13 protein-coding genes and 1 pseudogene are annotated in these 20,688 nt (G+C 32.9%); 8 read left to right on the top strand and 6 right to left on the bottom strand.

Translation table 11 applies throughout. The features are described from left to right. Positions 1-9: 9 nt before the first annotated feature. Entirely contained in the window at positions 10-1,197 is a 1,188-nt protein-coding gene (locus tag ACWGOQ_RS09425; RefSeq protein ID WP_452057696.1) for a cation:proton antiporter, read from the bottom strand. A gap of 168 nt (positions 1,198-1,365) precedes the next feature. Next, complete coding sequence (locus tag ACWGOQ_RS09420; RefSeq protein ID WP_452057695.1) at positions 1,366-2,124, bottom strand: helix-turn-helix transcriptional regulator; 759 nt, start codon at positions 2,122-2,124, stop codon at positions 1,366-1,368. Between the two features lie 171 nt (positions 2,125-2,295). On the opposite strand from ACWGOQ_RS09420, the gene ACWGOQ_RS09415 reads away from it, so the two are divergent. Beyond that, complete coding sequence (locus ACWGOQ_RS09415; protein WP_452057694.1) at positions 2,296-3,951, top strand: S41 family peptidase; 1,656 nt, start codon at positions 2,296-2,298, stop codon at positions 3,949-3,951. 245 nt (positions 3,952-4,196) lie between these two features. Here the strand turns inward: ACWGOQ_RS09415 and ACWGOQ_RS09410 are convergent, their stop codons facing one another. From ACWGOQ_RS09410 to ACWGOQ_RS09400, 3 genes are all read right to left on the bottom strand, one after another. After that, positions 4,197-6,053 carry a carbohydrate-binding protein gene (locus ACWGOQ_RS09410; protein ID WP_452057693.1) on the bottom strand — a complete coding sequence of 619 codons (1,857 nt, stop codon included), beginning with the start codon at positions 6,051-6,053 and terminating at the stop codon, positions 4,197-4,199. A gap of 1,033 nt (positions 6,054-7,086) precedes the next feature. Continuing rightward, positions 7,087-7,782, bottom strand: a complete 696-nt coding sequence (locus ACWGOQ_RS09405) for a LytR/AlgR family response regulator transcription factor (RefSeq protein ID WP_452057692.1) — start codon at positions 7,780-7,782, stop codon at positions 7,087-7,089. Between the two features lie 5 nt (positions 7,783-7,787). Next, positions 7,788-8,624, bottom strand: coding sequence for a sensor histidine kinase (locus tag ACWGOQ_RS09400; RefSeq protein ID WP_452057691.1), 837 nt, complete (start codon positions 8,622-8,624; stop codon positions 7,788-7,790). A 332-nt stretch (positions 8,625-8,956) separates the two neighbouring features. On the opposite strand from ACWGOQ_RS09400, the gene ACWGOQ_RS09395 reads away from it, so the two are divergent. Further along, positions 8,957-10,948 (top strand): alpha/beta hydrolase-fold protein, encoded by a 1,992-nt coding sequence (locus ACWGOQ_RS09395; RefSeq protein ID WP_452057690.1) that lies wholly within the window; start codon positions 8,957-8,959, stop codon positions 10,946-10,948. 410 nt (positions 10,949-11,358) lie between these two features. On the opposite strand, the gene ACWGOQ_RS09390 is transcribed toward ACWGOQ_RS09395, so the two are convergent. After that, positions 11,359-13,521: a CHAT domain-containing protein gene (locus ACWGOQ_RS09390; RefSeq protein WP_452057689.1), complete on the bottom strand. Its 2,163-nt coding sequence runs from the start codon at positions 13,519-13,521 to the stop codon at positions 11,359-11,361. A gap of 155 nt (positions 13,522-13,676) precedes the next feature. Here ACWGOQ_RS09390 and lexA point away from each other — a divergent pair, with 155 nt between their 5' ends. The 6 genes and pseudogenes from lexA (at position 13,677) to ACWGOQ_RS09360 (ending at position 20,521) form a co-directional block, all read left to right on the top strand. Next, positions 13,677-14,318, top strand: coding sequence for a transcriptional repressor LexA (gene lexA, locus ACWGOQ_RS09385; RefSeq protein ID WP_452057688.1), 642 nt, complete (start codon positions 13,677-13,679; stop codon positions 14,316-14,318). Between the two features lie 37 nt (positions 14,319-14,355). Continuing rightward, a pseudogene (locus tag ACWGOQ_RS09380) lies at positions 14,356-14,550 on the top strand (DUF2188 domain-containing protein); the annotation flags it as partial. Positions 14,551-14,562: 12 nt separating this feature from the next. Then, a complete protein-coding gene (locus tag ACWGOQ_RS09375) occupies positions 14,563-15,423 on the top strand; it encodes an SMODS-associated NUDIX domain-containing protein (protein ID WP_452057687.1) in 861 nt (286 codons plus the stop codon). Further along, complete coding sequence (locus ACWGOQ_RS09370; RefSeq protein ID WP_452057686.1) at positions 15,420-16,568, top strand: SMODS domain-containing nucleotidyltransferase; 1,149 nt, start codon at positions 15,420-15,422, stop codon at positions 16,566-16,568. The genes ACWGOQ_RS09375 and ACWGOQ_RS09370 overlap by 4 nt, the downstream gene beginning before the upstream one ends. Beyond that, positions 16,561-16,992, top strand: a complete 432-nt coding sequence (locus ACWGOQ_RS24100) for a type II CBASS E2 protein (RefSeq protein WP_518515941.1) — start codon at positions 16,561-16,563, stop codon at positions 16,990-16,992. The genes ACWGOQ_RS09370 and ACWGOQ_RS24100 overlap by 8 nt, the downstream gene beginning before the upstream one ends. Positions 16,993-18,244: 1,252 nt before the next feature. Continuing rightward, entirely contained in the window at positions 18,245-20,521 is a 2,277-nt protein-coding gene (locus ACWGOQ_RS09360) for a lytic polysaccharide monooxygenase (RefSeq protein ID WP_452057684.1), read from the top strand. Positions 20,522-20,688 lie beyond the last annotated feature (167 nt).

Here is a 20,688-nt window from a genome sequence, read left to right as displayed (position 1 = left end):
CTTCAATGATTATGCAGACTTATTTTTGGTATGATATCTGGTTAATTTTTCTGTTAAAGCAATCCAAAAAGGACTCACGACTAGTGTAAGTGAAATTAGACTGATCGTAAAATTATATCCAAAAACTCCAATGATTTCTAATGTATATGCCGTAGAACTCAGTAAGAAACTTAACTCACCAATTTGTGCTAATAACGCACCTCCTAGTAAAGCTTCCCTCCAGTTACAAGAAAATACCCGTAAGATCAAAGAATTTAATAAGTGATTAGTAACGTATACAACTAAAATGGCAAGAGAGATGGTCCAAAAATTATTATAGATAAAGCTTAGATCCAGTTGCAAGCCTACACTGATAAAAAAGAAAGAAACAAATAGTATCCTAAAAGAATGAAGTGTATCGTGTATCCAGCCAGTGGCCCGAGCTGCATTAATAATCATACCGCCCACAAAAGCACCTAAAGCCGAAGATAATCCAAAGAAAGAAGTAACCAAAGCGCATCCAAAACATAAAAATATGGCCATAAAAACCTGTAGTTCGTGGTCTCTGTATATTTTTTTAGAAAACGGAAGCACGATGATTCCTTTGATATAAATATATCCCAAAACGGCAATGATCAAAATAGCTCCTACAACCATTAAGATAATATTTTCTACTGATTCAGATTTTCCTCCTAATTGAGAGATAATAATTAAGAGCGGTACCAAGGCTACATCCTGAGCCAATAAAATACTCAATACATTTTTACCAATTTTAGAGTCAATAAGTTGTTTATCCTGTAGTAATTTGATTACTACTGCAGAACTACTTAGGGCAATAACAAAGCCCAAAACTACAGATCTTGCAAAGCTCCAGTCATAATAATGCCCTATAGACAATACCAATACCACACTAATAGCTATTTGTGAAAGCGTTCCGATTACGGCAAGTTTCCAGCGTTTTAAAAAATCGATAAGATTGATTTCCATACCGATAAAAAACAGTAACAAAATGACACCCAACTCTCCTAAAAGATGAATGGATTCTTTGTTTTTGACCACATTTAACCCATGATCTCCCAGGATAACTCCTGCCAGAATATAGCCTATAATATACGTTTGGTTAAACTTTCGGAGTACTATACTAATGACTATAACCAGTGTGGCCAATATAGAAACCATGGTAATAATCGGATCCAAAGATGAAAAGAGTAGTTTCAAGATAATGTATATTTATATAAAGATAAAAGTACCTTTTTTTTGGAGCACAACCTACATCATCCTGTAAAGATGTATTTTAATTAGCAAATAGCTGTATACAGCATCGTACCGATATACAATTATATAAATAATGGCATAGGTGTTATAAACCAAATAAGAGAATATGATTTATAATAATTTATTTATAGTGGCATAAGAAATAGCTTCATAAATATTAGCAACACCCAACTTTTCAAAAAGTTTTCTTCTGTGAAATTTTACAGTATCCGGAGAAATATAAATTTTTTCTGAAATTTCTTGTATAGTATAGCCACTAATGGAGTATTGCAGTATTTCTTTTTCTCTCATAGAGAGCCCTATCTTTTTTATAGATTTCCAACAATCGGTCGTTAAATCATACGCCATTTTTTGTCCTCCCTCTTTTTTGGTAATGGTAATATTACCAGATTGTTGTTGTGTAGATAGGGATACGAAACAAATTGCTTTCCATATTTTTCCACTTTCTGTTAAAAATAGCGGAGTTAATTTTTGATTGATTAAAATGGTTTTACCTTCTTCATTTTTCAAATGAAAATCATAGGATATACTGTACTCTTTCCGCTCTCGAATCGGTATATTTTCATAAAAGTCAAAACCAATGGTATTTATTTTTAAAAGAAGTTTTAAGTCTTTTTCTGGCACATGTTTAAAATAGAAATCATATCCCATCTCTTTGACTTCAGAAGCAGAATTCCCGCATAAAAATAATGGGTTGTCTGATACATACTCAAATCCTTTTATCTTATAATCAATTACATAAACACTCTTGTATGTAGTTCTGGTAAAAGCTTCTATGGCATCGAGATAATTGGCTGTTTGTTTGATATCATTATCTGTCAGTTTCCCGATGGTGTTTTTTAAAGAAAAAAAAGAAGTACTGTCGGCCATAGTAACAAATATAAGTTTTTTTAAAAACTACTCGAGCGTGTAGTGCTAATTATCTACATAAACCGTAAGTAACTAATCCAATTTTTAAAAACTACGCTCTAGTGTAGCATAAATACATCACAATGCACGTAGTTTTGGCAGTAGAACATACATTTTAAATAAACCATACTCATGAAAAAAACACTTTTTATACTCAGCATGTTTCTTTTTTTTCAATTGTCTGCACAAGAAACTGTAAGTGCTAGCCAATGGCAGGAAGACCTTCGATTTTTACAAAACACGATACATACAGACTATTCATTTCTTTTCGTAAAAACAACAAAAGAAAATTTTGATATTGAAGTGGAAACACTATATAATGACATTCCGAATATAGAAGAGCATGAAATTATTGTTGGGTTTTCTCGACTTGTATCCTTATTCAAGTACGGACATACTCACGTAAGTTTTCATCAAAAGCCTTTTAGATTTTCACAATTCCCTTTCAATTTGTATGCGTATAATGACGGGATTTATATCGAGGGAACACATAAGGACTACTCAGAAGTATTAGGTGCAAAGGTTATAGCGATAGAAGGGAAGCCAATTTCTGAGGTACTACAAGCTATTGAACCGACAGTAGAAGTAGAGAATCCACAATATTTTAAAGCCTACGGAATTAATAATATACGATATCCAGAAGTCTTACACGCCCAGAAAATAACAAAAACTCTTCGAGATAAAGTTACCCTTACCTTAGAAAAAAATGGTAATGTATTTACAGAATCTTTTACTGCTCTCGAAAACGGAGAAAGAGTACCGACACATCGTGGGTATGTACATCAAAATAAAACTTGGTTATCGGCTAGAGATCAATCAACAACTCCTTTGTATTTACAACAGCTGGATAAGGTGTACTTTTCAGAATATTTAGCAAAAGAAAAGGCGATGTATGTTAGACATAGTAGGATTAAAGATGAGGCTGAAGAAAGTACGAAGGAGTTTTACACCCGTGTTTTTAAAGAAATAGAAACTAAGGATGCCGAGAAATTAGTAATTGATTTGCGTTTAAATGGCGGAGGAAACAACTATTTAAATAAAGACATTATCAAAGGGCTTATAAAGGCTGAAAAGATCAATAAAATAGGAAAGCTGTTTGTTATCCTTGGAAAGCGAACCTTTTCTGCTTGCCAAAATCTGGTTAATGAAATTGATAATTATACCAATGTCATTTTTGTAGGAGAGCCCACAGCAGAAAATATCAATTTTTGGGGTGATAACCGTCCTGTAACGCTACCAAATAGCTCGCTTAGAATCTCTTTATCGTATCTATGGTGGCAAGATAAACCCGCGTTAGAAAATGCAGCGTGGATGGCACCTAGTATTCCGGTTACGATGAGTTTCGAGGAGTATGCTACCAATCAGGACCCCGTACTGGCAGCAGCATTAGCTTTTGATGTACCTAATTTTAAACCAAAGCCGATAGATTATGTCGTAAGCTTGTATCTATCTGGGCAAACACAACAATTGGCAGAAGAGCTTCCCAAAATGATCCAAGACCCATTGTATGCATTTTGTGATTTTGAGACAGGGCTACTTAAACTAGGAAATATGCTATTACAAAGTGGTCGTGAGCCAGAAATTCGGGCTTCCATTCAGTTATTTTCTATGGTTTTACAGTTATTTCCAAATTCGGCAAACGGATATAAATATCTAGGAGAATCCTATATGGCAGTGGGAGAAACACAACAAGCAGAAGAAGTACTCCATAAGGCAATTTCTTTAGATAGAGATGGAGAAGTAGGTCAAGTTGCTAAAGTACTTTTGTCTGAAATAGGCAATGAATGACCATAACATGAGATTTTATTTTTTTGGAGGGTTTCATACATATTATATGACACCAATAGTATGATTATTTAATTATAGCAGCAATGAGCGTAGTCACAATGTAAAAGAAAAGTGTAGTGCAGGTTGATCTAAATATCACTGTTTCTCATAACGCAATGACTTCTAACGGATCGGTTAGAAGTCATTGCATCTTAAAATGTAATGTAAATGCGCTATAGAAACTAGCTGTTAAACATAGGGATTCTCTAATTAATAAGTATTTTTTTTACCTCTCCGTTGTTGACCCGTATCAAGTACATACCAGAATGTAATACGCCTATAGCTGCTTTTTTTGAATTTCCTGACAATACTTTTTTACCAGAAATAGTGTATACAGTCCAATCGGATATATCTGTAAAAAAAATGTAATTGGTTGCAGGATTAGGATAAAATAAGGTCAAATCTGGTGCTTTAAAACCAGTTTGTATTGTTATGTTAGATAAACCATTTTGATAAAAATTATACCAGTTTAAATTAAATCCAGAATTTACGACCTCGAATTTCAACTGATGATTTCCCTGAGTTAAATAAATACTGCTAGTTAGCGTTTGCCAATTTTGCCATCCGCCCGTTACGGGTAAATTAATTGTTTTTTGAGATTGATTATCTACAATGACATTGATACTGCCACTCTTGTCCAGACTGGCTACTCTGATATCAAAATTATAATGATCAGTTCCAGATACCTGAACATTATATTCCAAAATATCGTTTACATCTAAATAGCCAACATTTTTCCCTCCACCAACATCGGTTGTATTTTCGAGCTCCGTACCAAATTCAGCCGTGTAGTTTTCTGCTTCAATTTTTCCGGGAATGGAAAGACTACCGGTACTGTTGGATACAAAATTATACCAATTTAAATTAAATCCTGGCTCGACAACCTCAAGTCTAATGGTGTGTATCCCTTTTGGTAAGTCTATCGCCTTATTAATGGTTTTCCAAATTTGCCAACCGCCAGTTACAGGAATCACTATTGTTTGATTGTATTCTCCATTAATTAGTACATTAAGTTTTCCACCTTCCGAGTTGCTGGCGATGCGCAAATCAAACAAATAATTGCCTGTACCAGCCACAAGTACTTTGTATTCTACCCAATCATTGCTATCCAAATACCCAACATTCTTTCCACCGCCAGTGTCCGTAGTGTTTTCTAATTCTACCTGAAAGGCATTGGCGTAGTCTTCGGCCTCAATCTTCCCAGGAATGGGTAACGGATTTGAGTTTGGTGGAGTGATCTGATTTTCATATCTCACCTGAGCCACTATGGGTTTATGATCTGAAGCTTTGGGTGATTCAATAACCCAGGATGCCTGAGTGGTGTAGTTAGTATTATTAGGGCTATAGATATAATCGAACTTGGTTCCAAAACCAGTATTTACAGGTCCGGTTGGATCAATATCTCTGTGGGTGTCTCGACATTTGATAGGATTGTCAACGCCATTTTTCATCCAAAGGGTAACAGCATCACCCTCTGTTGAATTAAAATCTCCGGTAGCATATACCGGATCAGATTGCACTGCTCTGGTAGCCATTCGTTCTGCAACAAGTCTCATGCTTTTAAATCTGGCATCAAAAAAACCTGACGTAGGAAAGTGTACATTAAAAACATAAAATCCTTGACCCGAAGATTTTTCAATCAATCGCACATAGGTGCAAATTCGATTATAAGAACCCCCAAAACTGGAGGGAACATTTGGTGTGTCAGACATCCAGAAGCTCCCAGAATTTGAGGTGTCTAATGAATACTTATCTCCTTTATACAATATCCAAGACCCTTCACCAGAATCACCACCATCACGACCAGTCCCATACCAGGCATAACCTGTTTGTTCTATAAGATATGTACGTTGAGAATCGATAGCCTCCTGGGTACCAATAACATCTGCTTGTGTAGTATTAATAATGTAAGCGGCATTCGCTCTTCGGCTCTCCCAATTTGTACCATGAGGCTGTTGAATATTGAAAGACATCAATTTCAGGTTCAAATCCTGAGCATTTATACTAAGTATTGTAAAAAATAGCAAATAAAAAGATGTGACTAATTGTGTGGTTTTTTTCATGAGGTTTTAATTATTGGATTTATTAATCATGTTAGTCTACTCACGAGGTAAGGATACATACGTCTTTAAAAAAAAGGAGCGTAGCTAACAATAGTATTCGTTTTTTGTGAAATTATATAAAATAAAACGCTTCACTATATAATTACGCTCAACATAAACACAACGAAATCAATACAAAATCAATACATAAACACAACAAAAGCAATAAAAAAACACTATAAGGATACAACAAAAGCTATACAAAAGGATCACAGCTATTTTTAGACATGATAAAAGGAGCTACTACGCGTATATTTAATATTGAATTTTTAAGGTATTTTCTATCTGTTCTTTAAAAATTTTCTAACGAAATCGAAGATTCACGAACTCCTCTAAAACAATAAAAACCTTGTGAGCTAAAAGTTCCAATAAAAAAAGGTAATGGAACATTTTTTATGCCACGACAGTAGGAGAGTAGGTGAATTTGTTTGGAATGGAAGTAATTACAAGTGCATTAATTAGGAGCTCTTAATTTTTGAATGTTTAATGAATAGTGTATTTTACACCCGTTAGCTATGGAACTCGAGAAAATACCTGCTGCTGTTTGGTTAGAAATGCGTTAATAAAACTAGTAGATAAGTCATAAGGCGAATAATTGGTAGCGATTCTCTAAGAATTTTAAAAAAGCAGAAGGATAAACATCGTTGCTTTACGGCAAGACCCGGTTTTGTTCTTATAGCTATATTGTAAGCGACTATATCATCGGAATAATCGTTGCTTAGCTAGAGTATTTGTAGATTATAAATTAAGAAATGGATTAAAATTTTAAAATTAGATACTAAATATTATCTTTTTTGAGATACCAAAGCCATCTTACATAATGACTAATTATGATTTCTGGAATTGAATCATAATATACTTGCGTTATGTATTACCCTGAGCTTGCCGAAGGGTCACTTTGCTTGGGTAAAGCAAAGTATTTGGCGCTACACTTTCTTTAAATTTTTCTTTCAAAAAGTCTCTTTTTCAGATGACTTAGAATTAGAGTAAATATTTATGACTTAGGTAAAGCTTCCAATTTTTCAAAAACAACCACCTTATACATAGCACTAACAGGAACCTCCTTATCCTCAATTAATAAAAACGTTCGGGTAGCTTTTGTAGCTCTGTTTAAATTAACAATGTATGATTTGTGTGTGCGTTGAAAATTTTCAGATAATAAAGTAGTGATATTAATAAGTGTTTCGGAGATAAGATACATTCTAGTATCTGTAAAAATTTTTAAATAATTCCCGAAACTCTGGATGTAGAGAATGGAGTTAAAAGGGATGGTTACCGGTAATCCGTCATGTTTTATGGTAAGTTCTTCTTTTTTATTCTTCGTTTTGGGTTCTGTTATTTTTAAAGTTGAAACTTTGTTAATTGCTTGTAGAAAACGTTCAAGTTTTATGGGTTTTAATAAGTAATCTACCACGCCAAAATCATAGCTTTCTAATGCATACTCGGAATATGCCGTCGTTAAAATAATCTTTGGTGACTTTATCATTGAACGTAAAATCCCTATTCCATTAAGTTCTGGCATTTCTATATCCAAAAAAACAAGGTCAATTGTATTTTGTTGGATAAAATTAACAAATGCAATAGGATTCCCTGTACTTAGGACCAATTCAAAATTATTTATTTTAGAACAATATTCTTCTAACACCTCACGTGCTAACAATTCATCATCAACAATAGCAATTTTAATCATTCCTCCTAGTCTGTTATATCGATGGTTAAATTTACATGATACGCTTTCTCCATGTCATTAATCTCTAATATGTGAGCATTCGAATATAATAAATTCAATCGTCTCTTTACATTTTCCAGTCCCATGCCAGTTCTTGTCGATTTAACAACCGTAGTATGTTTTGAATTTACAACATCTACATGAAGTTTGGTGTTTTTTATATCTATATTTACTTCAATTGTACTCTGTTCATTCGTGGCTTGTGCACCGTGTTTAATTGCGTTTTCAACAAATGGTATCAACAACATGGGCGCTATTTTATAATTTAATAGTTCTCCTTCAATTAAAAATTCAATCGTACAGCGTTTGCTTAACCTTTTCTCTTCTAGGAATAAATAATTTTCTATAAATTCTAACTCTTCCTTCAAAGAAACAAAGTCTTTTTTAGCACTTTCTAATTGATACCGCATTAATTCTGAAAGTTGCATTACCACCTCAGGTGTTTCCTTAGATTGTTGCCTGGATAGAGCATAAATACTATTCAATGAATTAAATAAAAAATGAGGATTTACTTGTTCCTTTAGGTAATTCAGTTCCAACTCTCTTTGCAATTTTTCTTTTTCACTATTTTCTCTTTCAATGCCTATATTCCTTCTTAAAAAGAAAACTGCCATTCCAGTTCCGGTGGTATATAAAAAAAAGAAGAAAAATTTAGAAATAGTTATCCAGTCGTAACTGAAATTGCCTTTGGTAGAAATTGCAACGAAGATGGTGGCAACAAACAGTATCGAAAATAACAGATAGCGCTTCTTGTCCAGAAAATAAGGAATGAGAATAAAATGGTTAATCCAAATGATTCCCATGATGTGCATAGTATAACTTAAACTGTGAATGAATAGCGCGTAATCGGAACCTAATTTGTCCTTTATAATCAAATTACTAAATAGTTCAAGGAGTAGCACCAATAAAAATGCACCCAAGTTAATGAGTATGGTATTCTTCAAAAACTTCTGTATCATGCTTTTCGTTAAGAGATAAAAATACTGCGTTCAAACTTAAATTATCATAATTTCTTACAAAAGGCCTATATCAATGATGAAATCAACTTATCATTTAATTTCTATGCTTATACTGTTTACTATAAATAATACAGTTTATCCAGTACTTTTAAGGTGCATTCATAAAAAATAACAAGATGATAAACAAAACAGGAGTATTATTTATAATCCTTTTTCTAGCCACAATAAATATAGGTTTTACCCAAAAAAATAGAGAACTTGATTTGGTCTCAAATGGCGAAACTTCTGCCTTCGTAATGCCACAAATTCAGGTAGTTCCAATAAAAGACACCCAAACAGAAAAACAATATGAACTTTATATAGAGTTACCTGAAGATTATGCTGAGAATACGGATAAAAGGTATCCTGTCCTTTATTATACAGATGCTATGTGGCATCTAGAAATGCTTTCTGGTGCATCGGAATACATGTTAGAAGACGTTATTCTAGTCGGAATTTCTTGGCAAAAGGACATAGCATCAGATGTAAAGCAACAATATGGGGTTCACGCCAGCCGGTTTACCGATTATTCATTCAGAAAAAAAACCAACCCAAATCATCCCAAGCTAAAATTTGGCCAGGCTGAAAATCATGTAACATTTATTAGAAACAACGTAATTACGTATGTGGAAAAAAACTATCGTACCTGTGCCAACAGTCGCAGCTACTTTGGTTATTCCCTAAGCGGTGCATTCGGTGCTTACATATTACTTACGCAACCTAACACTTTTAATAATTACATTCTTGGTAGTCCTATGAGTAAAAACAACATGTCCTCGCTATCAGAGATTAATGCTAAACTTGTATCTTCTGAGCCAGATAACAGTAAGAAATTACATGCCAATGTATTTATTGCACATGGTAACTTAGAGGAAGGAAAGGAAGAACTAACGGAAGAGTTTCTTAAGTTATTCAATGATAGCGCCAATTTAGAATTAACCATTCAAAACAAAACCATTGAAGGTAATCACCAAACTGCTTTCCCAAGGATTGCTGTAGCAAGTGTCGCTTGGTTGTCATCAATAGTGACTCATGTTTCAAGTGATACCGCAGAAGTTTCATTCTGGGATATTCCCCACCTTAATAATGCCTTTATAAGCACAGCTCCCGAGGATAGAGATGATGGTATACCAGTTGGTGAATTATCGGTAGACAGCAATAAAAAGAAGGCCATCCTAAATGTTGCCCAAGAAATTTTTGACGACAGATATGGGAACTACGACGCCTTGCTCATTGCGCATAAAAACAGATTAGTTTTTGAATCCTATTATAAGAAAGGACGTATTAATTTGCCACACGGACAAGCTTCTGCGGTAAAAGGTTATACCAGTTTGGTTTTAGGTAGGGCAATTCAAATGGGGTATCTATCCATGGAAGACCTAGACAAGCCTTTAGTTCATTTTCTAAAAGATGTTGACCCAAAAAAATTCACCAAAGGATTTGAAAAAATTACCCTACATAAAGCATTGACGATGCAAGGTGGTTTAACAATAGATAGGGATAAATGGAAAGAAATTGAAAGTGATTCGGTTATATTAAAAGGGCAGGGGCTGGTACAAAACCTACTTGAATACTCCGAACCCATTACAGATGCTTCTCAGACCTACTTGTATGGTAATTTTAACCCCATGTTAGTAATGACAGTCATTGACGCCGTAGTCCCCGGAACAGCAGAATATTTTATAAAAACAGAGCTACTTGATAAACTAGGTATTACTAATTATAAATGGTCTACCCATGTAAGTGGTCTGCCACAAGCAGGTTGGAAGGCAAGTCTGATGTCTCGTGACATGCTCAAATTTGGTAATTTGGTTCTCAATAACGGTAAATGGAACGGCGAACAGCTTATTTCTGTAGACTATCTTGCCAAAGTTACTAGCGGTATTGTAAGACCTGCAATAGATTGGATGCCTAAGAATTATCTATATGGATATTTTTGGTACTACACACCAGTAAAGGTAGGTAACAAAAGCTATGATATGACATTGGCTTGGGGAGGGGGTGGCCAGCGTGTTATGGTTGTAAAAGAACTTGACTTAACCATTGTTATTTCCGGTCACGACGGGGATGATGATAAAATCATGAAACCCGTTTTTGAAACCCTTGTACCGGCCTTTGTTAAACAATAATTCCCATTTCTTGTTTCGTAACATTATAGCTACGAATGAGCTAAACGTTTTGCAAATTGACTTTTACATAATTACTCATGGTTTATATTTGATATCATGGATTTCGTGAATCTCCTAAAGTCGATTTGTCTATCGATATAAAACACTGCCGTGTTGTTATATCTGCAATTATGTAAAATGCAAGCATCCATCAATTTGCTTCAATAAATATATTTGTACTATAATGTTCTGCGTTATGTAACTTGAGCTTTGGTTAAAAGCGAAAGTTGTTACCACAGTATCTTGAAAAAATTTATTCTAAAAAGTTTCTTTAAAAATGTAATGGAATACTCTTTGCCCGAAGTGACGATAGGAGAGAAGTGGGAATGTGTATGGAATGGATTGAAATACTAGATGTATTTACTTAAATTTCAAATATGATAGACAGGACTATAAATATTTACAAGATTATCCCAATCTGTATTACCATCATTTTCAATTCTAGCAATTAATTCTTCAAGATTGTACTTATGACCTTTTAATTCTTCTATTACTGAATCTTTGCCTTTTAATAATAAGTCTAAAGAAAATTGATACGCTTCAAAAAAATTATACGAGTAATTCACTATTCCAATTCCGATTAGTGCACCATATACAGATGAAATTCTCCAATCTACCATCCAAAGATGTGATAATACATCTTGATTAAAATCAACTAGTAAGTTTGGAAATCCTATGTTTTTAAATTCGCCATTTTGTGAATGGACTCCGCCTTCACAAATATTTAGAAATAGAAGCCTTCTTTTTTCATTGTTATTACTTAATGATTTAAATTCTCTTATAGATAGATTTTCAGTATCAGATAAAATTATCTGCGATATATTAGTTTCATAATGTGCATGATGTCCATGAGATGAAATCCAAATAATGTCAAAGTTTTCTGTATTACATTTTTTTAGAAATTCTTCTTTATTAGATTCGTTTGAATTAAGAGTAATTAGTTCAATGTTAGATAAACCAAAAATTTCTGTAATTGCATTCGTTTCAATTTCAGAAGTCATACTATTCCCTTGCCAAAAAAGTACTTTTTTAACTTTTAAGAAAGGTAATTTTTCTGTTAAACTTAAATTTAATGGTAAGGTAATGCCTGTTTGCTCTAGCATTAAAGGTTGAATTGGAAAAGAATTTAAATCGAATTGAGAAATAGAATGTCTTGTTGTAATTTCTTTATAATTAATTAAGTCAAATCTATAATAATTTAGAAGTTTGGTTTTAAAAGATTGAGCTTTTTGTGTAGTTGGTTGACCTATGGTTTTATCAGGAATAACTATTTTTTGACTTGTTTTACTTTTAAATAATCTAACTATATTGAAAATCTCGTTCTCTAAATCTACAAGTTCAACTAATATAGTTTTGGCATCATTTGGCACAAATGATGTTCTATTATTAAAACAATAGGTAACACCTTCTGGTTGATTTGGTGAGATAAATATAATTTCATTAGAATTACTTGGACGATTAATATTATAATAGTTGGTTAAAATGTTTTCTATATAATCACTTCGTCCATTTGTAATTGCTACTTGTATTGGTGTATTTAATAAATTTTTAAAAATTCTAGCTCTATTATAAATCCATTCAATTTCTCCCACATCTTTTAGTTGCACATCATTATTATAATCAGAAATAGCATTGATTAATTCATTTGAATTTTTATCCAGTGTAGAAATATCAAAAGAAATTTCTATCGCTGCTTGGAGCATGTTAAGGCTATTCAAAACACCAGACTTTTTTAAATCTAAATAGATTAATTCCTTTTCCTCAATGGAATGATAATTTTTGAACATCAAAAGTGATAAACCAAATTCTGCTTTAACCCTGTTTTCATCCACATTAGTGGTCCATTTAGTTTCGTTAAAGCTTATTTGTATAAACTCTTTGATTTTTTTTACAGAATCATTTTTTTCATGCAGTTCTCCCCAAGACACTAGAGTTGATAAAAAATTAGTGTAATATGCTGGAATAAAAGGATTTCTTATTAGTCTATTTACCAAATCATCATAAAAAAGATTACACCATTCCGATAAACCCGAAAAGGATTTTGAATAATAAAAAAGTTGATTTAACCAAGCATCAATTAAATCAATACTCCTTCGTAGATATTCACTTTTGGAGAACATATGTCTATACAAAAATTGAGTATCGAAATATTGTTGCTCCCCATTTTCTGGTACTTGTTCGAAAATAGATTTATTAAAAATACCATAACAATATAAAAACTCTCCTTGAGAATTAAATCTTGTAGATGCGCAAACTCCCCAATTTAATTGTAGGTATGCCAATTTGTCCTCATATTCAGGTATTTTACATCTTCTTCTCAAATCGATTATTTCATCAAAAACAACATGTACAATTGAATTAATTTTTTCTGATAGTTTATATTTATTGACAATACCTATAAACTCAATCTGCATTAAGTGCTCAACTGCTGCTAGAATATTGTCATCATTACAGTCACATACTAATTCCCAAGTATTGTTACCCTTTGCAGCTGAATAATAATACAGCTTTTTAAAAACTTCTTTTACTAACATATATGCAATATAAAATAATATTTTTCTACGTAGTGTTTTAATTTAACATTATAAATGTTGATAATTAACATCATAATGTTAATATATAATATCTCATAGTATGAGATATTATAACACTATGTCTTAAATTTGTTACTGTAAATCAATTCATTATAATGAATCGTATAAAAATAGTTTTAGAAAGTAAAGGTATTAAGCAAACTTGGTTAGCTGAAAGATTAGAAAAGAGCTACAATATGGTTAATTCATATGTGCAAAATAGGAGACAACCAAGTCTTGAAGATTTATTCAAGATTGCAAAAATATTGGATGTTGCAGTTGCTGAATTACTAGAAACACATACTCCTTATAAAACTTATGATTCTATACAATCAGCAAATTTAAGTGTTGCTGAAGGTGGAGAAGAGTATGAAAAAATGATAAGCATACCAGTATTAGGGAATGTTGCATGTGGTTATCCACTTTTTGCAGAAGAAAATATTGAAAGAGAAATTTCTATTTCAACAAAGTTCATTAGAAAGGATAAAAAGTATTTTATTCTTAGAGCATCTGGTGACTCAATGAACAAGGCTAATATTGATGATGGAGATTTAGTATTAATAAGAAATGAACAAACCGCTGAAGATGGAGATAGAGTAGTGGCTTTAATTGATGATGAGGCTACAATCAAGGAATTTAAAAATAATGTTGATCATATTGTTTTGTTACCAAAATCAACAACTAAAGAGCATCAGCCAATAATATTAACGAGAGACTTTAAAATACAAGGTATTGTAGAAAGTGTTATAAAAATTTAAAATATAAATAATGAAAAAGAATTAACACGTAGTTCCACATAATAATGGTTGGGCAGTTAAAGGAGCAGGGAATCAAAAGGCAACAAAAGTTACTCCTACTCAAAAGGAGGCAATTAAAATAGCTAGAAATATTGCGAAAAATCAAAAATCTGAACTTTTAGTTCATAACCAAAAAGGCCAAATTAGACAGAAAGATAGTTTTGGTAACGATAATTTTCCACCAAAAGGTTAATACTAAATATGTATGTTGAGATTCATTTTAAAAATATTAGTTGCATTAATTCTAATTATCATAGGTTATAATATAGATGAGTCGCTTCGTCCTGAATTTATTGGAGGCGGATTTATTTTACTTATCACTATTTTGATTATTGATGGTTTTAATTTTTTTTACAAAAACTGGAAAAGGTTAAAATTAGCATTGCATTGTTTTTGGATTAGCCTTTCTGGAAAATACATAAGATTTTCCATGTCTTATCAGTATGTAATTAAGGTTAATGATAAATACCTTTTAGTACAAAATGCAAACCCAAATTGGAATTGGTATCAACACGTAGGAGGGAAGTATAAAAGATTACCTGAAACACAAAGTGTTTTAAAGGGAATGAATGCCACTGACGATTTAAAAATGAAGACAGCTGGATTAAAAAAAGATGATTTAGCGGTTTTTGTTCCTGCTAGAAATGCAATGAAGTTTCTTGATTGGTTTAATAGTGAAAAAAATCGTGAAATTTCTCATTGGAGAGAATTTTACGAAGAGTTGTTGGGAGGAAAGGCAGATAATCGAATTCTTAAAAAAAAGAATTTCCCATATGTTAATTACAGATTTATAAAATCAGTTCAAACTCCGTTAAAAAGAGCTCCAATTGAATCCGGCTGGGATTGTTGGGAGATTTTACAATACGAAGTTTTAGAATTGATACCAAATGAATCACAACAAAAGGAGTTAGAAGAATTATTATTAAAAGGAGATAGTGAATATATAATATGGGCTAGTGCTCAAATGATTAATAAACTAGGTTATGATGAGGGAGAGTTAAGTACTAAATACAATATTGGACCTCACGCAAAGTGGGTTTTAAATTTAAAATGGAGTAAAGCATGATATTATTTAAAAATAAAAATACGCAGTTGGACGATTTATTAGCCAGAATCGCAGAACAAATTCAATTAGACGATACGCGTAAGGAAAGAATGGAAACAGCCTACAGAGCTATTGAGAGTTTACTTAATGAAGATACTGGCTTTTTTAAAGACGCCGTTTTTGAAATATATCCTCAAGGTTCTGTTAGGATTGGCACAACTGTTAAGCCTACTGGAAAAAATGAGTTCGATTTAGATATAGTTGTAAATATTGTTATGGATTGGGAGAAATATTCTCCACAATATATTTACAATCAATTGAAAAGAGTTCTACAAAACAGTGACAGATATAAAGATAAAGTTGAATTAAAGAATAGATGTATTCGCCTAAACTATGCTGGTGACTTTCATATGGATATTTTACCTGGTTGTCAAGAAACAAGTTATGACGAAGACAAATTAGTTATACCAGATAGAGAATTAGGAGATTGGACTTCAAGTAACCCAAGAGGTTATGGTAATTGGTTTGTTGACAAGTCAAATTTAGCAAAAATGACCTTACTAGAAAAGGCGTATGCAATGGAAAATTTGCCAGCAGATGAATTTTCTAAAAAGAAGCCTTTACAAAGAGCCGTTCAGTTAATCAAAATGTATCGCGATGAATATTTTAAGTCGAATCCTAAAATGGCCACATCCAGCATAATTTTAACAACTATTGCAGGTGAGTTTTATGATGGTGAAGAATCAATTTTTGATACTATTGAAAACATAATACATAAAATAAAGCAAAATTTTAGCATTGTAGGTCTAGTTGGTAATCGCTTAAAAATATTAAACCCTATTAACTCTCAAGAAGATTTTAGCGATAAATGGGATGATGATAAAGAACCTGAATTATATGAACATTTTAAGAAATTCATACTTCATTTAGATAAGCAATGGCAAATTTTAAAAGAAGAAAATGGTGTTATTGAGGAAGCAAATACGATAAAGGGACTATTTGGCGAAAAAGTATTCTTACGTGCACAAGAATCACAAGTAAACCAACTTGAAAAAGCAAGAAAGTTGAAAAATATTGGTATAAATACTACGACTGGCGTTATATCTGAATCACTAGTTGCTAATACGAAACCGATAAAAAAAAATACTTTTTTCGGAAGTGAATAAACAAAAAACATATACTTTGTCAGAGCAATTTATTGCTCTAAAAAGAAGCTATCCTGAATTCAATGTTAAGCTTTTAAAGGATAGTGTTATATGTACTGGATTAATAAGGCCTACTTCAAGAAGTGTTAATTATTCTTTTAAGTTAATATATAGAATAGGCAAACGACCGAAAGTGAATATTTTGAATCCAGAATTAAAGAGGAATTTTAATAATGATAAAATCCCTCATGTGTATCCATTAAATGAATTGTGCTTGTATTATCCTAAATATCAAGAATTTAATTCAAAAATGTTAATTTCTGACTGTATTATTCCTTGGACAATTTTATGGTTATATCATTATGAAAATTGGCATATTACTGGAGAATGGAAAGGAGGTGGAATTCATCCAAATTCTAGTGATATACGCAAAAAGGCCTCATAAAATTTTGGCTAAAACAATAGGAGAAATGAGCGTCGATATTTTAGGGGTTTAGTAATACAGCTTCTTAAGAGTTTCAATTATACAAGGGATTTAAAAGCATTGTTAACCAGTTACAATGTTTCCTAAAATATAGCGAATGAGCCGTTAATTGTTTCCAAAATTATATGCAGCCTTGAATTTTTGTTTCTTTTGTTTCAAGACAAAAGATAATGAAACATTAAAAAAATGATTAATTGAAGTTCTATATATAACAAGTGCATAGAATTTTATTTTTACTCACATATTTAATTATTTGTAGAAACTTCAAATGTGTTCGTGAATCTCCTAAAAAGTCGATTTCATAAAATTTATGCTCTTGTGGCAAGCTTACGAGAATCGTCTAAAATTTTTTATTACGGATATTTTATCGAATACGCGATTTTTAATAACAGCAAAAAGGTTAGCTTTTATTTTGGCGTTGGCAAGCGGTGGATAATTGTGTTTAAAATAAATTGCCAGTAAACGTTTAATTTATAAAAAGCAATCGAGCGCATAGGCAACCCCAGCCACATCAGCTCGCTAACAATTCTAAAGATTCTCAATCTTTAAAATTGTTCCGTACATAACGGCAAATTATAGCTACAAATACGTGGCAAAATAAATTATCCAGTGGATGATTCGTTTTGATGGCGAGATGATGCGGCTGCGAATGTTTCAACAATAGTTTTTTAGAATTATGATGACCCAAGTAGCTAATATTACTGGGATATTTTACATAATACTACATTATAGCTACTAATAAGCTAAACGTTTCGCAAATTGGCTTTTACATAATTGCTGACGATATAGAACACCTAGCGGTGTCACTATATCTGCAATTATGTAAAATACTACGTATGCGCCAATTTGCTACAATATACATTTGTACTATAATTTATATTATGTAAAATAGAATATTTTGAAACTTACTGGTTCTACCTTTTTCTCATATCAAATTAGTATTCTATAAATTGCTTATTCCTTACTATCCTCCAGAAATTTTTAAATACGCGATTCTCAGCGATTAGGGAATTACTTATTATGTACAACTTTACACACATCAATTGAAAACTAAAAACACAAATCTTCAAGTATTCCTTATTTATGTTAAATATGATTTTAAAAAATGTTAATTAGTTGACAACAACGATCCTAAATAGTAATTTCAAGCTTGTTATTGAACCACCCTGTTTTTTTTGATACGTAAATTCAATACTAACAATTCAATAACAACATGAAAAAAACAAGCTCTAAAACCAAAAATTTAGGTTGGATGATTTCCTACCTAAGAAAATCGTTAACGCCATTATTCTTAGGCGTCGCATTTATTTTTCCAAGCCTTCAAACCGTTTTTTCGCACGGTACCGTAACCAGTCCTCCTAGTAGAGTCTGGATTTGTTTTCAAGAAAATCCAGAAAGCCCAGATTCACCAGCCTGTATTGATGCCGTTGCTTTGTATGGTACGCAAGCATTATATGATTGGAATGAAGTGGCACGTATGGATGCGAATGGTATGCATCAAGCAATCATTGCAGATGGTAATCTTGCTAGCGCAGGACGCCCAGATAAGTATGGTGGTCTGGATCAAGTACGTGATGACTGGATCGCTACACCGGTTACTCCTGGCCCATTTACTGTCACTTGGACCAATACTGCTCCACATCAAACATTGTACTATAGAGTATATATTACGAAAGCCAGTTGGACTCCGGATCAACCTTTAACATGGGATAGCCTCGAGCTTCTTGTAGAAACAGAACCGCGAGAAGCATCTGCCATTGACAATATAGATGTTGTACTTCCTGCAAGAACTGGTAAACACGTTATTTATAGTATTTGGCAACGATCGCTTACAGAAGAAGCTTTTTATTCTACTAGTGATGTTGATTTTGGTCAAACTACAGAACCAAAACCTCCTGTACCTAAATTCTCAAGTGATAATGGTCGATGTGGTGGTTCAGATGTGGAGTTTGACGCCAGTGATTCCTTTGATCCTAACGGAGATACGTTAACGTATTCTTGGGATTTTGGTGATGGTACTACTGCAGAAGGTGTTACTGTTTCCCATAGCTATGCCAATCTAGATAGTGCTACGGTAACCTTAACAGTTAGTGATGGATTTTTTAGTAGCGGTGTAGTACAAACAATTGACCTAGTGGTAGATACCGATTGCGAAGAAATAGTTTGTCCTTTTGATACACCAAGAGCCACTCCACTACCGTCTGTAAATAATTCGTATTCCAATATTTATGTATTAGGAGATAGTGGTCCTAATTTAGATAACATTGCCAATTGTACTATCAATTGGGATTTAGGAAATAATGGTTTATACCAATTTTCATTTAGTACTAACAACGGTATTCCAAGTTGGTATAATGATTTAATTGCCGTGTCCACACAAAATTTTAATGCTTCTGGATCACAACTTACAATTGCGGGTTCTAGTTTTGTAGGATTAGATGGAAGCTATTATGCGACCTTAGATGGAGATAATCTGGTACTAGTTTCTGCCACTGGCGATTTTACTATTTATTGTAGTAATTCTGATATCGCTCCACAATGCGGTGATATCACTAATCCTGTAAATACGGCTCCGATAGCTAGCCTAACTGCTACGCCAACTACTGGAGTGACTCCGCTGGAGGTTGTATTAGACGCTTCTGGATCGACAGATGCAGATAATGATACGCTGACCTATAGTATTGATTACGGTGATGGAACCGTTGGATCAGATGCTATTTCTACACATACATACACAACAGGTGATTATACCGCTACTGTTACGGTTAGCGATGGAAATGGTAGTACCGATACTGCTTCGGTTATGATCATAGTTACAGATGATATTATAGATCCACCTACTGGTGATTGTTCTTTTGGCGCACCAATAGAAACTTCTTTGGTAAGTATAAATACATCTTATGAAAATATCTACGTATTAGGAACTGGAGGTCCGGATTTAGACAATATCAATTTGTTTACACTAAACTGGAATTTGGCTAACAATGGGTTATATCAATTTTCGTTTAATTTAGATATAGCTCCTTGGTATATTGATTTTTCGGATACTACACAAAACTTCAATCAACCGAATCCTCAAATTTCTTTGGTAGGTACAGGTATTCCTGGTCTAGATGGAGATTATTTTGTAACAATTGATGAAAGAAATTTTGTACTGGTAGCCAAAGATTACGCTATTTATTTTAGTAATTCTGCAACAGCACCAGTGTGCGAAACTGCTATCAACAGAGAGAATGAAATAGAAAATAAACTCTTCGAAATGTTTCCGAATCCTGCAACTGGTCGTGTTTCAATTAAAAACACAACGGATTTAAAAAATAGTATCATTATGATTTCTGACCTAAGCGGAAAGAAACTAAAATCCCTAAGAGTACCCACAAGTACTACCGAATTAACAATCGATATTTCTGGAATTACATCTGGAATGTATTTGGTGAACATTGTAGATGATTCTGGTGCCAGACGCAGTGCGAAACTAGTGATAAACTAAGAATTCGTTCGTGCAGAACAAACCAAAATTTATGATAAACAACCTTCTAGATTTTAGAAGGTTGTTTTTTTAGTACTGTATACTATAGGATTGCCCCCCTATCTTGAATAAAATCCACATTCGATACTTTAGCCAACTCTTTAAATGACCTTTTGGAGGATTTGATT

This window comes from Aquimarina ulvae, assembly GCF_053613295.3.
Note: the sequence above shows the minus strand (reverse complement) of the source record. Positions and strands in the feature narration are given on the sequence as shown.

Bases quoted from the DNA above. Each gene is read 5' to 3' on its own strand.
- ACWGOQ_RS09420 (WP_452057695.1), bottom strand. From the start codon at position 2,124: ATGGCCGACAGTACTTCTTTTTTTTCTTTAAAAAACACCATCGGGAAA.
- ACWGOQ_RS09415 (WP_452057694.1), top strand. From the start codon at position 2,296: ATGAAAAAAACACTTTTTATACTCAGCATGTTTCTTTTTTTTCAATTG.
- ACWGOQ_RS09410 (WP_452057693.1), bottom strand. From the start codon at position 6,053: ATGAAAAAAACCACACAATTAGTCACATCTTTTTATTTGCTATTTTTT.
- ACWGOQ_RS09405 (WP_452057692.1), bottom strand. From the start codon at position 7,782: ATGATTAAAATTGCTATTGTTGATGATGAATTGTTAGCACGTGAGGTG.
- ACWGOQ_RS09400 (WP_452057691.1), bottom strand. From the start codon at position 8,624: ATGGGAATCATTTGGATTAACCATTTTATTCTCATTCCTTATTTTCTG.
- ACWGOQ_RS09395 (WP_452057690.1), top strand. From the start codon at position 8,957: ATGATAAACAAAACAGGAGTATTATTTATAATCCTTTTTCTAGCCACA.
- ACWGOQ_RS09390 (WP_452057689.1), bottom strand. From the start codon at position 13,521: ATGTTAGTAAAAGAAGTTTTTAAAAAGCTGTATTATTATTCAGCTGCA.
- lexA (WP_452057688.1), top strand. From the start codon at position 13,677: ATGAATCGTATAAAAATAGTTTTAGAAAGTAAAGGTATTAAGCAAACT.
- ACWGOQ_RS09375 (WP_452057687.1), top strand. From the start codon at position 14,563: ATGTTGAGATTCATTTTAAAAATATTAGTTGCATTAATTCTAATTATC.
- ACWGOQ_RS09370 (WP_452057686.1), top strand. From the start codon at position 15,420: ATGATATTATTTAAAAATAAAAATACGCAGTTGGACGATTTATTAGCC.
- ACWGOQ_RS09360 (WP_452057684.1), top strand. From the start codon at position 18,245: ATGAAAAAAACAAGCTCTAAAACCAAAAATTTAGGTTGGATGATTTCC.